Source organism: Pigmentiphaga humi (assembly GCF_900606115.1).
GTDB lineage: Bacteria > Pseudomonadota > Gammaproteobacteria > Burkholderiales > Burkholderiaceae_B > Pigmentiphaga > Pigmentiphaga humi.
In genome coordinates, this window is the sequence record NZ_UWPJ01000017.1 from 1 (window position 1) to 13,729 (window position 13,729).

14 protein-coding genes and 1 riboswitch are annotated in these 13,729 nt (G+C 69.5%); of the genes, 5 read left to right on the forward strand and 9 right to left on the reverse strand.

The genetic code is table 11. From position 1 onward, the window contains the following. Nucleotides 1–1,029 (forward strand): MFS transporter (locus PIGHUM_RS10220; protein ID WP_148087255.1); only part of this gene is annotated, 1,029 nt, incomplete at its 5' end. Nucleotides 1,030–1,346: 317 nt separating this feature from the next. After that, on the forward strand, nucleotides 1,347–1,856 hold the full coding sequence (gene ssb / locus PIGHUM_RS10225; protein WP_124079489.1) for a single-stranded DNA-binding protein: 510 nt from the start codon (nucleotides 1,347–1,349) through the stop codon (nucleotides 1,854–1,856). Between the two features lie 118 nt (nucleotides 1,857–1,974). Here the strand turns inward: ssb and PIGHUM_RS10230 are convergent, their stop codons facing one another. Both PIGHUM_RS10230 and crcB read right to left on the reverse strand, forming a co-directional pair. After that, complete coding sequence (locus PIGHUM_RS10230; protein WP_124079490.1) at nucleotides 1,975–2,304, reverse strand: DUF190 domain-containing protein; 330 nt, start codon at nucleotides 2,302–2,304, stop codon at nucleotides 1,975–1,977. Nucleotides 2,305–2,323: 19 nt separating this feature from the next. Next, nucleotides 2,324–2,707 carry a fluoride efflux transporter CrcB gene (gene crcB, locus PIGHUM_RS10235; RefSeq protein WP_124079491.1) on the reverse strand — a complete coding sequence of 128 codons (384 nt, stop codon included), beginning with the start codon at nucleotides 2,705–2,707 and terminating at the stop codon, nucleotides 2,324–2,326. A 171-nt stretch (nucleotides 2,708–2,878) separates the two neighbouring features. Beyond that, nucleotides 2,879–2,947, reverse strand: a riboswitch (Fluoride riboswitch). Nucleotides 2,948–3,165: 218 nt separating this feature from the next. Here crcB and PIGHUM_RS10240 point away from each other — a divergent pair. The 3 genes from PIGHUM_RS10240 (at nucleotide 3,166) to PIGHUM_RS10250 (ending at nucleotide 6,371) form a co-directional block, all read left to right on the forward strand. Further along, entirely contained in the window at nucleotides 3,166–4,647 is a 1,482-nt protein-coding gene (locus tag PIGHUM_RS10240; RefSeq protein WP_124079492.1) for an AMP nucleosidase, read from the forward strand. Nucleotides 4,648–4,748: 101 nt separating this feature from the next. Beyond that, nucleotides 4,749–5,954, forward strand: coding sequence for an MFS transporter (locus PIGHUM_RS10245; protein WP_124079493.1), 1,206 nt, complete (start codon nucleotides 4,749–4,751; stop codon nucleotides 5,952–5,954). A 93-nt stretch (nucleotides 5,955–6,047) separates the two neighbouring features. Next, nucleotides 6,048–6,371 (forward strand): hypothetical protein, encoded by a 324-nt coding sequence (locus PIGHUM_RS10250; RefSeq protein ID WP_124079494.1) that lies wholly within the window; start codon nucleotides 6,048–6,050, stop codon nucleotides 6,369–6,371. A gap of 12 nt (nucleotides 6,372–6,383) precedes the next feature. On the opposite strand, the gene PIGHUM_RS10255 is transcribed toward PIGHUM_RS10250, so the two are convergent. From PIGHUM_RS10255 to PIGHUM_RS10285, 7 genes are read right to left on the reverse strand one after another with little or no spacing between them, the layout of a single operon-like run. Beyond that, nucleotides 6,384–7,382 (reverse strand): glycosyltransferase, encoded by a 999-nt coding sequence (locus tag PIGHUM_RS10255; RefSeq protein WP_124079495.1) that lies wholly within the window; start codon nucleotides 7,380–7,382, stop codon nucleotides 6,384–6,386. Continuing rightward, entirely contained in the window at nucleotides 7,375–8,457 is a 1,083-nt protein-coding gene (locus tag PIGHUM_RS10260; protein WP_124079496.1) for a glycosyltransferase family 9 protein, read from the reverse strand. The genes PIGHUM_RS10255 and PIGHUM_RS10260 overlap by 8 nt, the downstream gene beginning before the upstream one ends. Continuing rightward, nucleotides 8,457–9,497: a glycosyltransferase family 2 protein gene (locus PIGHUM_RS10265; protein WP_246013097.1), complete on the reverse strand. Its 1,041-nt coding sequence runs from the start codon at nucleotides 9,495–9,497 to the stop codon at nucleotides 8,457–8,459. Before PIGHUM_RS10265 ends, PIGHUM_RS10260 begins: the two co-directional genes overlap by 1 nt. Further along, nucleotides 9,494–11,233, reverse strand: a complete 1,740-nt coding sequence (locus PIGHUM_RS10270; RefSeq protein WP_124079498.1) for a carbamoyltransferase family protein — start codon at nucleotides 11,231–11,233, stop codon at nucleotides 9,494–9,496. The genes PIGHUM_RS10265 and PIGHUM_RS10270 overlap by 4 nt, the downstream gene beginning before the upstream one ends. A 20-nt stretch (nucleotides 11,234–11,253) precedes the next feature. Continuing rightward, complete coding sequence (locus PIGHUM_RS10275) at nucleotides 11,254–12,423, reverse strand: glycosyltransferase family 9 protein (protein WP_246013099.1); 1,170 nt, start codon at nucleotides 12,421–12,423, stop codon at nucleotides 11,254–11,256. Then, entirely contained in the window at nucleotides 12,420–13,001 is a 582-nt protein-coding gene (locus tag PIGHUM_RS10280) for a D-glycero-alpha-D-manno-heptose-1,7-bisphosphate 7-phosphatase (protein WP_124079500.1), read from the reverse strand. Before PIGHUM_RS10280 ends, PIGHUM_RS10275 begins: the two co-directional genes overlap by 4 nt. Continuing rightward, nucleotides 12,992–13,723, reverse strand: coding sequence for an SDR family oxidoreductase (locus PIGHUM_RS10285; protein WP_124079501.1), 732 nt, complete (start codon nucleotides 13,721–13,723; stop codon nucleotides 12,992–12,994). Before PIGHUM_RS10285 ends, PIGHUM_RS10280 begins: the two co-directional genes overlap by 10 nt. Nucleotides 13,724–13,729: the final 6 nt, after the last annotated feature.

A 13,729-nucleotide genomic window follows, 5' to 3' on the forward strand; every position in this document is an offset into this window, starting at 1 on the left:
GTCATGCAGATTCCGTTCGGGCTGGCGTCGGACCGCTGGGGCCGGCGGCCGGTGGTGGTGACGGGGCTGGTGCTGTTCGTGATCGGCAGCGTGCTCTGCGCCATGACCGACGATCTGTTCTGGATCACGGTGGGGCGGGCGATCCAGGGTTCGGGGGCGATTTCGGCGGCGGTGACGGCGTGGCTGGCCGACGCGACCCGCGACGAGGTGCGCACCAAGGCCATGGCCATGGTGGGCGCCTCGATCGGGCTGACTTTCGCGTTGTCGCTGGTGCTGGCGCCGGTGCTGGTGGGCTGGGGCGGGCTGGGCGGCCTGTTCTGGAGCATTGCCGCGCTGGGCGTGGCCGCACTGGGCGTGGCCGCCTGGGTGGTGCCGACCGCGCCGCGGGTGCCGGCCACCTCCGGCGTGCCGCTGCGCAGCGCGCTGTCCCAACCCGATCTGCTGCGGCTGAACCTGGGCGTGTTCACGCTGCACCTGATCCAGGTGGCGCTGTTCGTGGTCGTGCCGGCCGCGCTGGCGCGCACCGGCGGGCTCGAGGCCGCGACCTTGTGGAAGGTCTATCTGCCGGTGGTGCTGGCGTCGTTCGTGGTCATGGTGCCGGTGATCGGCGTGACCGAGCGCTTCGCCACGCATCGCCGCACGCTGCTGGCGGCGGTGGCCGGCCTGGTGCTGGTCTGCATGGGCCTGCCCTGGGCGCAGGACAGCTACGGCTGGCTGGTGGTCGCGATGATCGCGTTCTTCTCGGTGTTCAACATCCTCGAGGCCATGCAGCCGTCGCTGGTGTCGCGCGTGGCGCCGCCCAGCCTCAAGGGGCTGGCGCTGGGTTTCTATAATACGAGCCAGGCGATCGGTCTGTTCGCCGGCGGCGCGCTGGGCGGATGGCTGTCTTCGCGCCTGGGCGGCGCCGCGGTCTTCCAGGCTGCCGCCGTGCTGGCGGTAATATGGCTGCTGGCGGCATGGGGCATGAAGCCCCTGCCGGCGCGCAGGGCCTCCAAGCAGCCGGATCCGGTGCCCGGCCAGGCTTCCTGAGCGTTTTTTTTGCCGCCGGGCCGTTCCCAAGGCAAAAACGCCCCCTCGGGGGGCAGGGTAGCCGAAGGCGAAGCGTGGGGGCTTTTTTTGCCGCCGGGCCGCTCCCAAGGCAAAAACGCCCCCTCGGGGGGCAGCGTAGCCGAAGGCGAAGCGTGGGGGCTTTTTTTGTCCCATATACGCGCCGTCCCGCATTGCGCGGGACGCGTGCGGCAACTATTTTCTCTTTCATCCAGGCCAGTGGCCGCGCCGGGTGCGGGCCGATACAATCCCCCCGCCTTGCCGCTGGCCGGCGTATCCCCGTTTATAGGAGTGTGGTAATGGCATCTGTCAACAAAGTCATCCTGGTCGGCAACCTGGGCCGCGACCCCGAAGTCCGCTATACGCCAGACGGCGCGGCGATCTGCAACGTCTCCATCGCCACCACGTCGCAATGGAAAGACAAGAGCTCGGGCGAACGCCGCGAGGAAACCGAGTGGCATCGCGTGGTGTTCTACAACCGCCTGGCCGAGATCGCCGGCGAATACCTGAAGAAAGGCCGTTCGGTCTACGTCGAGGGCCGCCTCAAGACCCGCAAGTGGCAGGACAAGGATACCGGCGCCGATAAATACGCGACCGAAATCGTCGCCGACCAGATGCAGATGCTGGGCGGCAGGGAAGGCGGTGGCGGCGGTGGCGAAGGCGGCTACGGCGGCGGCGGTGGCTACGGCGATTCCGCACCGGCCCAGCGCCAGCAGCGCCCTGCATCCGGCGGCGGCCAGCGCCCGGCGGCCTCGCAGTCGAGCGCCGCTCCGAACTTCGCCGACATGGACGACGATATTCCGTTCTGAGCGCCACGCGGCGGCCGTGCGTCTCGCGCAGCGCATACAGGGGAGGCTACGGCCTCCCTTTTCTTTGCAGTGCCGGGCCGTTCCAATTGTCGGAAGATTGTCATGCAGCGCACCCCGATCACGCGCCGACAGGCGAGCCCGAGGTCCGGCCGAACTGTACCGCCGTCTTGACGTAGAACACGTCCACGCCTTCTTGTGCAAGCCCCTGCAGCAGTTGCTCGCAGGTCTGCGTGTCCGCGGTGACCAGTACCTGCACGGGCTGGTCGCCCAGTTCGAAGAAGTGCGCGCTGTGCAGCCGTCCGTTGCTGCCGAAGCTTTCCGCGCCGCTCACCAGCGTTGCGCCCAGCGCGCCGCGCGCCTTGGCGAATTCGAGCAGCCAGTGTCCCAGGGGCCGTCCGGCGTGCTTGCGGTCCTGCTGGGTGAAGAGCGCCAGTTGGTAGCCGTCCATGATTCGTCTCCTCGAGTGTTCAGGCGTGTTTGAGGCCGAGGTAGCTGGCCATGCCCAGCATGGTCATGGCCACCGAGCCGCCCAGATGGGTGCCGATCGCGGCCAGGGCCCAGCCCAGCCGCTGTTCCTGGAGCAGTACGACCAGTTCGGCCGAGAACGTGGAAAAGGTCGTCAGTCCGCCGCAGAAACCCGTGATGATGAATAGCCGCCATTCGGGCGAGATCGACGGATGGGCCGCGAAGTAGGCGATCGCCACGCCGATGACGTATGCGCCGATGAGGTTGGCGGCCACGGTGCCGGGCGGGATCGGCGGAAACAGGGCGTTCAGTGCGAGGCCCAGGCCCCAGCGGGACAGCGCGCCCAAGGCTGCGCCCAGGCCGATGGCAATGATGGCGCCTAGCATGGCCGGCCTCCGCAACGCAGGGCGGCGGTCGGGCGCGGGCATTTGCCGCGGCGGGGCAGCGGCGGCCCGGATGGGCAGAAAGGAGCGGGAAAACGCATGGGAGTCGGCCATCGATTGGGGAACTGCGACCGGCCGGCGGAGGAGGCGCGAACACCTACAGCCCGCGGGACGGGACCTGTAGGCATCATCAGCCGCGAGCTGCGCGGCGGTTGAAGGAGGCATGCCATCTCCTGGCTTCGAGTTTAGCCCGGCGCCGCGCATCCGGCAAAGCCCGGTCCCCCGCGAGCGGGCCCGGGGCGGCAAAGGCGGGCAATGGCGAGCCACCGGCGCTTTGCCGCGGCGCAAAGCGCTAAGCTAGTGCCGTGATGGCGGCATCGCGCGATGCCGGCCGCCATCGCGCGGCCGGCGCCGTTGCGCCTGGCCCTCACATCATTTTCCCTGCCCGCAGGTTTTCCGTCATGAGTCCACAGTCCCCCGTTTCGGTCCTGACCCCTCCTTCCTGGCCCACCGAGGCCTTTCGCGATCCCGACGCCGCGGTCCAGCGGCTGGTGGACATTTATGCCCGCAACACTGCTTTTCTGTGCGCCGCCTTCCGCTCGGTCGTGGCGGCGCGTGCGGCCGATGGCCGCCGCCACCGGGCCTGCTACCCCTTCGTCCGGATCCGCGTCGATACCTACGGCAGCGTGGATACTCGGCTGTCGTACGGCCACGTGGCCGAGCCCGGCGTCTACCAGGCCACGGTCACCCAGCCGGAACTGTTCCGCGCCTACCTGACCGAGCAGGTCCGGCTGCTGCTGCGCAACCACGGCGTGGCGGTCGAGGTGGGCGAGTCGGAGGTGCCGATCGCGCTGCACTTCGCGTTTCCCGACGGCACCTATGTGGAAGGAGAGGACATCGAGGCGCTGGAGCGCCCGCTGCGCGACCTGTTCGACACGCCCGACCTGGCCATCACCGACGACGCCATCGTCAACGGCACGCACGCGGGGCGGCCCGGCGAGCCCGAGCCGCTGGCGCCGTTCACCGCGCCGCGAATCGACTATTCTCTGCACCGCCTGCAGCACTACACCGCTACCGCGCCGGTGCATTTCCAGAACTACGTGCTGTTCACCAACTACCAGTTCTACGTCGACGAATTCTGCCTGCGCGCGCGGGCGCTGGTGGCGAACGGCGAGTACGACGCCCTGGTCGAGCCGGGCAACCGCATTACCCGGGCGGGCGACACGCCGCCGGCCGAGCCGGTGACGCGCATGCCGCAGATGCCGGCCTATCACCTGGTGCGCGACGGACACGCCGGCATCACGCTGGTCAATATCGGCGTGGGGCCGTCCAATGCCAAGACGATTACCGACCACATCGCGGTGCTGCGGCCCCACGTCTGGCTGATGCTCGGCCATTGCGCCGGGCTGCGGGCCTCGCAGCGGCTGGGCGACTACGTGCTGGCGCACGGCTATGTGCGCGAGGACCACGTTCTCGACGGCGACCTGCCCACCTGGGTGCCGATTCCGCCGCTGGCCGAGGTGCAGGTGGCGCTCGAGCAGGCCGTGGAGGAGGTGGCCGGGCTGTCCGGCTGGGATCTCAAGCGCATCATGCGCACCGGCACGGTGGCGACCATAGACAATCGCAACTGGGAGCTGCGCGAGCAGCAGGAGCCGGTAAGGCGGTTCTCGCAATCGCGGGCGATCGCGCTGGACATGGAGTCGGCGACGATCGCCGCCAACGGATTCCGCTTCAGGGTGCCTTACGGCACCCTGCTGTGCGTGTCGGACAAGCCGCTGCACGGCGAGCTGAAGCTGCCCGGCATGGCCAGCGCGTTCTATCGCATGCAGGTCGCGCAGCACCTGGACATCGGCCTGCGGGCGCTGGAGATCCTCGGCAAGATGCCGCCCGAGCGCCTGCATTCCCGCAAGCTGCGCAGCTTCCTGGAAAGCGCCTTCCAATAGCCGGCGGCCGCCTCCGGCCCGTGCGCGCGCCCGGCGCGGCGGGCCGCCGGACGCGCCTGGGCTAACATTGCCAGGATCTCCGCCGTTCTTCTCCTCTTCCCATGTCCCTGCTCGAGCGCGTCTTTCCCGCCCTGTCCGAAGCCACGATGCGCCGCTACCTGATGGGGCAGGCCGTGTCGGTGCTGGGAAGCTGGACGCAGAACATCACGCTCAACCTGGTCGTCTACCACCTGTCGGGATCGGCGGCGGTGCTGGCCTTGTTGAACTTCCTGCTGTACGGGCCCCAACTGGTCGTGGCGCCGCTGGCCGGCGCGCGCATCCATGCGGGCAATGCGCGCCGCGCGACGACCGCGGTGCTGTATGCGTCGATGGCCGTGGCGTGCTGTCTGGCGGTGCTGTCGCTGCTGGACCTGCTGGTCCTGCCGCTCATTCTTGCGCTGGCCCTGTGCGCGGGATTGCTCAGCGCCGCCGAATCGCCGGCGCGCCAGATGCTGTTGCTGACGGGTCTGGAAGACGCCGCGCTGCTGCCCAACGCCATCGCGATGAATACCATGGTCTACAACGTGGGCCGGATGGTGGGGCCGAGTTTCGCCGCCATCATCTATCCGCTGGCGGGACAGGCGGCCGCGTTTTTCACCTATGCGGGCGCGCTGCTGTTCATGGCTTCGTGCGTGCGTTCGATGCCCGTGCGCGAGCTTGCGGTCGCGCGCAAGGACGAGCAGCAGCGCGGCTTGCGCGATGCGCTGGTCTACGTCCTGGACGACAAGTTCACCGCCAAATACCTGTCCATCCTAGCGTGCATGGGCCTGCTGGCGGGCAGCTACCAGACCCTGGTGCCGCTGCTGGCCGACCGGGTGTTCCACGATGCGGCCAAGTTCACCGGCGTGTTCTTCGCCTGCGCCGGCATGGGGTCGCTGACGGCGGCCGTCGTGCTGTCCTCGTCCATCGCCGGGCGCACCGCCGGGCTGCTGCGCCTGGCGCCGTGGACGGCCTGCGTGGCGCTGGCCCTGCTGTCCACCTCCTGGCACGTGGCGGTCAGCGGCGCGGCCTTTCTGCTGCTCGGGATCAGCCTGACTTTCGCTTCCACCTCCACCAACGCCACCATCCAGCAGCGCTGTCCCGACTCCGTGCGCGGCGCGCTGGTCGGGCTCTACGGCATGGCCTACAACGGCACCATGCCGTTCGGCTATCTGCTGGTCGGGTCGTTTTCCGAGGCGTTCGCCGTCACGGGCGCATTCGCCACCATGGCCTCGGTGCTGGCGGCGTGCGTGGGGCTGGTGACGCTGCTCTACTGGCGCAAGGCATGACTCCGGAGGCCGGCGCGGAGCGTTCTCAAATGCTTACGCCTGCGGCGCCGGACTTGTCCCACAATGGGGCCATGACCCTATCCGGAGACCGCCATGTCTTCTCGACAAGAATCCGCGCAACGCCCCGCCGCGCCGGCCGGGCAGTCCCATCCGCCCGTGGCGCCCGAGCTTGCCGAAGCCGCGGCTGAACCTACGGGGAACGAAGATCCCGGCAGCGAGCTGACCGAGCAATCCCGCAAGCGCACGCCGGAAGGCCCCAGCTCTCCGCCCAAGCGCGAGCGCACACTGGGCAACCATCCCGTGGATCCCAACGGCCTGCCCGCGCGCACGGGCCTGCCGCCCGGCATAGACCGCGACACGGCCACGGATCCGGGCAAGCAGACGCCCGGCGCGCCCGAGGTGGACAATCGCAGTTGAGCGTGAGCGGGATCAGGACCGTTCCTGGAGCGGCTCCCGCGCAAGTGCCCCGCTACCGGCCGCGGCGGCGAACACCGCCATCCAGTCACGCACGAAGCGTTCAATGCCGAAGCGCTGCATCGCCCGCAAGCGGGCCTCGCGGCCCCACGCTCGCGCCAGGTCCGGGTCCGCGAGCAATTCCTGCATGACGTCTGCCAGCACGTCCAGGCGCGTGTCGACGTAGCCGTTCGCGCCGTTCTCGATCACGGTCGCCATCTCCGTCGTCGCCAGCCCGACCACCGGCACGCCTGCCATCATGGCCTCGATGACGGCGAGCCCCAGGCTGGTATAGCGGATGGGGTTGAAGAAGAACCGGTAGCGGGCCATGAAAGCCGGCAGTTCGAGGTTGAGAATTTCGCCGATGCCGCCCGCCGCCTGCGCGTCCATTCCCACCAGGTCGAGCGGCACGCTGGCGCGCAATTGCGCGAAGACGTCGGCGCCGAGGCGGCGCCCGCGGCGCGCCAGGTGGTTGACCACGACGATGCCGCGCGGCGTCGTTCCCTGATAGGCCACGTTCGGCGGAAGCCGCACGCCGTGTTCCACGATGGCCGTGGGCGTGCAGCCGTTGTCCCACATCAGGGCATTGAACGCGGTGACGTGGACCAGCGTGCCTGCGGGCTCCTGGAACCAATGCACCGTATTGGTCGGATGCTGCTGCGGCGGGTCGTGTTCCAGGTAGAGCTGCGGCAGCCGGCGCTGCGTGGCGGACAGCATGTTGATGCGGTCTTCCAGGTAGGCCTGCCGGGATTGATACAGCACGCAGTCCAGGCGCAGGTCGCGCAGGCGGTCGGCGGAAATCTCGTGGATATTGTCCCCCCATGGCAGGCCGCTGCCCAGCGGCGCATACCCCGGCGCCGCGTCCGGCCGGGTGACGATGTAGAAGTCGTGCGGGACCTGGCTCAGATAGTAAAGATAGTTGCCGTGGATGTGCCAGGTGAGGATGCGCAGGCGGCGGCCGTGGGTCTCAGGCATGGAGGGGCTCCGTGGAAAGCATGTGCCCGGCGTGGCGGATGACGTCCGTGGTTTCGACTCCCAGCGCGCAGGGATGGCCGATCGGACAGCTCGGGTAGGCGCAGGGGCGGCAGGCCACGTCGCGCCACAGGACGACGTGGCGGGAGCGGTCGAGCGGCGCCCAGCGGCGCACGTCGCTGCCGCTGGCGATGACGACGCTGCGTGCGCCTACGGCGGCCGCCAGGTGCGAGACGCCGGTATCGTTGCAAACCAGCAGGCGCACTTGCTCCAGCAACGCGGCGAGCACGCCGAGCGAGGTCCGCCCCGCCAGATCGCGCACCGGCGTTTCGGCGAGCGCAGCGACCTGTCGGGTCAGCGAACGCTCTTCGTCGCTGCCGGTGAGGGCGACGTCGTATCCCGCCCGCGCCAGGGAAGCCGCGACCGCGGCATAGCGCGCGGCCGGCCAGCGGCGCGACGCCAGGCGCGCGCCGGGATGGACGAGCACGGTGCGGTCCGGCTGCAATCCTTCCGCGGCGAGGAGACTCGCCGCCGCCCGGCGGTCGTCGTCCGCCAGCGGAAACTCGAGCTCGGCATCGGTGCAGGCTATGCCCAGGAAACGCATGAGCGCGAGATAGCGCCGGATTTCCGGAAGCTCGTCGGGCCAGGGCAGCCACCAGCCGGCCGTCCGCGCATCGCGCGCGGGCGATGGACAAAAGCCCGCGATGCGGGCGGCTCCCAACTGCGAGACGATGGCATTGGTCGATGCGCCGCTGCCGTGCATCTGCAGCGCGACGTCGAAGCGCTGGCTGCGCGCCCAGGCATAGAAAGCCGGCAGCTCCTCGGGCCGTGCCGCCTGCTCCGGCATGCCGGGCGCGCCGGGAAAAGGGGCGAGCGTGTCGATGTAGCGGCCGAAGCGGCGCACGAAGTCCGCGGCGCCAGCCAGTCCGACCAAAGTAATGCGGGCGTGCGGAAAGCGCTGGCGCAGCGTGCGCAAGGCAGGCAGCGAACACAGCAGGTCGCCCAGCTGGAGCGCCCGGAACACGGCGATGCGCCGCGGTTCCGGCTGCCAGAGCGGATGCGTGCGCGCGTCCTGCATCACAGGAACCTCGCCCTGAAATGCCAGGCGCCGCGCAGCCGCCAGAAGAGCGAAAGCGGCGGAATGAGTATGGACGTCACCAGCATTTCCACCACATGCGAAGGCGCCAGCGAGGCGCCGCGCAGGCGCGCCAGGAAGAACTGCAGCGTCAGCGCGGCCCACAGGACCAGGCCGGCCCAGGTCAGCCACGGCGCGCCGGCCGCGAACCCGGCGGCCATGGCGATCACGCCGGCGACGATCGCGAAATAATTCCACGGCGGCCGGGGGCGGATGCGCTGGCGATAGAGCGAAGGGTGCTTTTTGTAGAGCAAGGCGTCGAAATAGACCTTGCGCTGCATCGGCACGCTGATCCCGGCAGGCGCGGGCCGCACCGGATGGAGCACGACGGCGTCGGGCGCGCGCACGATGCGCAGGCCGCGCGCCATCAGCATGAACTGCAGGTCGGAGTCTTCGCGCCACGCCATGGTGAAACGCTCGTCGAAGCCGCCCACGGCGGCCAGCGCGCTCTTGCGCACCAGGCAATTGGCGGTGGCGAACTCCACTCGTTCGAGGCCGGCGGTGTCCCGCTCGTGGTCGCGCGGGCGCGCGGGTACCGGCACGCGGATGCCGCCCACGGCGGCGGCTGCGCCGTCCGCCATGGCCGCCAGTCCGCGCGCGAGCCACGACGGCGTCGGGATGGTGTCGTCGTCGGTAAAGGCGATCACCGCCGCACGGGCGTTCTCCCAGCCGCGGTTGCGCGCCCCCGAGGGCCCCTGGGTGCCTTCGGCCTGCAGGTAGCGCACCGGCAGGCCCCTGGCGCGCTGCGCGCCGGCGAAGCGTTCGACGGCGTCGCGAGTGCCTTCATCGGGGCCGTCGTCCACTACCAGGATCTCGAACTCCATGGGATCCATGTCCTGGGCCGCGACGGCCGCCAGGCAGCGCATGAGCATGTCGGGCCTGCGGTAGGTCGGAATCACCACCGAGACGCGCGGCTCTTTGTCGAGCGCAGGGAGGATGTCCGCGATCCACCGGCGGCCGCTGGGCAGGGTGACCGGATTCATGCCGATTTCTCCAGCAGGAAGGAGCCGATCGCCAGCGCATCCAGCGGCGAGGTCCAGAAGCATTCGATGGCATCGCGCGGGGTGCAGACGACGGGTTCGCCGCGCGTGTTGAACGACGTGTTGACCAGTACCGGCACGCCGGTGCGCTGTTCGAACGCGGCAAGCAGATCGTAGTAGCGCGGATGCTGGTCGCGCCGGATGGTCTGTACGCGCGCCGTGCCGTCGGTGTGGCGCACCGCCGGTATGCGGTCTGCCTTGTCTTCCAGCACGTCGAAGACGAACAGCATGAACGGCGCGACGATGTCGCCGGGCCGGCGGGTGGCGAACCATTCGCGCGCGCGTTCCTGCATGACCACGGGCGCGACCGGGCGGAAGTCTTCCCTGTCCTTGATTTCGTTGAGGCGGGCCTGCATGCCGGGATCGATGGGCGAAGCCAGGATGGAGCGCGCGCCGAGCGCGCGCGGTCCGAACTCCATCCTGCCCTGGAACCAGCCGATGATCTTGTCCTGCGCCAGCAGCTCCGCCGTGGCCTGGGCGATGTCGTCGGGGCGCCGGTAGCGCAGTTTGGAGCGCTGCAGGAAAGCCTCGATTTCTGCGTCGCTGAACTCCGGCCCCAGGAACGCATGCTCCATGGACCAGCGGCGCTCGGGGTCCTGGCGCACTTGCCCGTCTATCCAGAGCGCTGCGCCGAGCGAGGTGCCCGAGTCGCCCGCCGCGGGCTGCACCCAGACCTCCTTGAAGGGGCCGTGCTCGCGCAGCCGGGCGTTCATGACGCAGTTGAGCGCCACGCCGCCGGCCATGCAGAGACGCTCGGCCCCGGTTTCGCGGTGCAGCCAGCGCGCCATGCGCTCCACCGCCTGCTCCAGCGCGAACTGCAGCGAGCGCGCCAGATCGTAGTGGAATTGATCCAGCGGCCCGCCGCGCCGCCGGGGCGGCCCGAAACGCTCGACCAGGGCGGGCGCGGACATCGTGAACCCGCCATCGTCGTCCACCCGCATGAGCGCTTCGAAGAAGTCCACGTAGCGGGGCTGGCCGAACGATGCCAGCGCCATGACCTTGTACTCGTCGGAGGAGTGGAGAAAGCCCAGGTAGCGCGTGACGTCCTCGTAAAGAAGGCCCAGCGAATGGGGCAGGTTCACTTGCTTGATGCGGCGGTACGTCCGGCCGGTGTAATGGCCATAGCTGGTCGTGGCGTTTTCCCCGCGCCCGTCCATGGTGAGCACGGCGGCTTCGTCGAACGGCGCGGCCAGGAAGGCGCTGGCCTCATGGGCCAGGTGATGCTCGACGAAATGCCAGCGCCGGCCGATGTCTTCGGCCGTCGCGCCGCTCAGGCGCTCCTGCAGGTGATGGGGCGCGCCGTCGGCCAGTTGGCGCGGGGCATTGACGATATAGGAGAGAAACAAGGGGTCCCACGGCGACGAAGTGGCGTCGGGTCGGCCGTGGCGCGACGGCTCGAGCGGCAGCTGGATGTGCGTAGGCCGCCCTTGCGCTTCGAGCAGCAGGGCGGGATCGTAGGAGTAGGCGAAATGGTCGACCTCGCGGATGTCTATGCCGGCATGCCCGAGGCAGTAGTCGATGGCATGGAAGGGCAGCTGCCACGTGGTGAAGGGCAGCGGCCGCTTGCCGTGCTTGACGTGGGTGAAGCGTTCTTCCTCGGCGGCGGCCAGCACGACGCCGTCGCGCACCAGCGTCGCGGAGCAATCGTGATAGACGGCATTGATTCCCAATGTATACACGTGAGTCTCCTTCACGTTGCTCAAGCCGCCGCGCGCCGGGCATGGCCGGGCGGAGGGCTGGACGAATCGCTGGATGAACGGCGGCGCGCGCCGGCCAGTTCGAAGGCGGCGGCCGCGACGGTCGCCGGCTCGACGCCGGCCAGACAGGCGTGGTGGCCTTCCGGGCAGATGCTGCGGTAGCAGTACTTGCACGGGACGTCCTGGTTGAGCAGGCGGTGCGCGACACCCCACGGCGCATGCTGGGGATTGGTGAGGGCGTAGAGATCGGCCACCGGCGTTCCTACCGCGGCGGCGATGTGGACGGGGCCGCTGTTGTTCGACACCAGCACCTCGGCATCGGCAAGCAGGGCGCCGAGTTCGCCCAGCGCGAGCTGGCCGGCCAGGTTCACGGCGCGGCGCCCGGCCAGGACATCGACGTGCCCGGCCAATTCGCGCTCGCCGGCATCGCCGGTCAGCACGACCCGCATCTGCTTGGACAATAGCCGCACCGCCACGGCAAAGCGCTCCGGCGGATAGCGTCGGGACGGCGCGGTTGCGCCCGGATGAACGACGACGAAGCGCTCGCCGGCGCCGATGCCGTGCCGAGCCAGGCGGTCGCGGGCACCCTGGCGATCCTCCGCGCGCAGCGCGAAGGCTAGGGATTCGTCATCGCAGGCCGCCCCCACCGAGGCCGCCAGGTCCAGCTGCCTGCGCGTCTCGTGGCGGCCGCCGTCGAGCGGCGTGTCGTCCTTGATCCAATGGGTGAGCAGCCGATACGGGTTCTCGCGCGCATGGGCCAATATCCGCGGTATGCCCGCCAGCATGCACATCAGCGCGGCGGGCAGCGCGCTCTGGCTATAGACGGTGAATATCGCCGCGGCGTCGAAGCGGGCGGCGCGCAGCGTTTCGATCATGGCCAGGTCCGGCGCCGGATCGGCGCCGCGCGTGTTTTTCATCCATGGCGCCTGGTAGGGCAAGACCTCGTCCACGCAGTCCAGGTGCGGCGCCAGCCGCGCTCCGGAGGGCGAGCACAGCAGGCTCAGGCGGCGGCCCGGAGCCGATTGCTTGAGGGCCCGCAAGGCCGGGGTCGTCATCAGCACGTCGCCCAGATTGTCGAGCCGGATGCACAGGATATTGCGCGCCTGCCCCCAGCCGCCGCCGGCGCAGGCAGCCGATCGTTCGACGGCCCGCTCCGCCGGCGGCGTGTTCACGCGACCTCCCGGACCGGCAGCGCGTTTGCGACCAGGGTGGCCGCTTGCTCGAACGTGCTGGCGACGCAGTCGGGCTGGCGGAATGGACCCTGCTTCCATTCCGTTTCATGGCCGTTGTCTAGCAGCATGGTCCGGCACCCGGCACGCTGGCCGGCCTCGACGTCGTCCAGGATGTCGCCGATGAACCAGGATTGCTCCAGATCTATAGCGTGATCGCGCGCCGCGCGCCGCAGCAGGCCGGGCCGGGGCTTGCGGCAGGTGCACGCAAGCGCATAGGCGCGCCGGACGCCCTGGGGCAGGTGCGGGCAGTAATAGAAACCGTCCAGGCGCGCGCCCGCCGCCGCGAACATATGGGCCAGTTGCCGCCGCACGCCGTCCAGCGCTGCTTCCTCGAACAGGCCGAGGGCGACGCCGGGCTGGTTCGTGACGACGATCAGCGGCGCGCCCGTGAGCGCGAGGCGCCGCAGCCCCGCATCGACCCCTAAGCCGAAGCGCATGCGCGCCGGGTTCACGTTGTAGGCGTCGTTGACCAGCAGCGTGCCGTCCTTGTCGAGGAATACCGCGGGTCTCAGGGCCATGACGTTTCCTTCATCGGGAGGACCATGATTTCGGGGATGACGGTTTCCTCGGGCTGCATGAGGACGAAGCGCACCGCCCGCGCCACGTTGGCGGGGTCCTGCAGGGTGCTGACGTCGATGTCGGCGAAGCGGTCCAGCAGGAACGGCGTGCGCATGCCGCCGGCCACGACCGCCGACACCTTGATGCCCAGCGGGCGCAACTCGGCGTGCAGCGCATGCGACAGGCCCAGCAAGCCCCACTTGGTGGCGTGGTAGACGGCCGCGTTCGGCCAGGCGCGCTTGGACGCCGTCGACGCGATGTTGACGATGTGCCCGCCCCCCCGGCTGCGCATGTGGGCGCAGGCATGTTTGGAAATCAGGAAAGGGCCGGTCAGATTGGTCCGCAGGATGCGGTCCCAATCGGCCAGCCCCAGTTCCTCGATGGGAACGGTCAGGTCGATGGCGGCGTTGTTGACCACGGCATCCAGGTGGCCGAAGCGGCTGACGGCACGGTCCAGCGCCGCGCGCACGGCGCTTTCGTTGCCGACGTCCAGGCCGACCGCGTCGGCCTGGGCGCCCAGGCGCTGCGCGGTGGCATGCGCGGCCTCCTCGTCGATATCGCCGACCAGGATGTGCGCCCCGTCGGCGGCCAGTTCCTGGCAGATCGCCGCCCCCAGGCCGCGCCCGCCGCCGGTTACGAGAATGGTCTTGCCCGCCATGTTCGACGGTGAACTCGATGTCATGCCTGC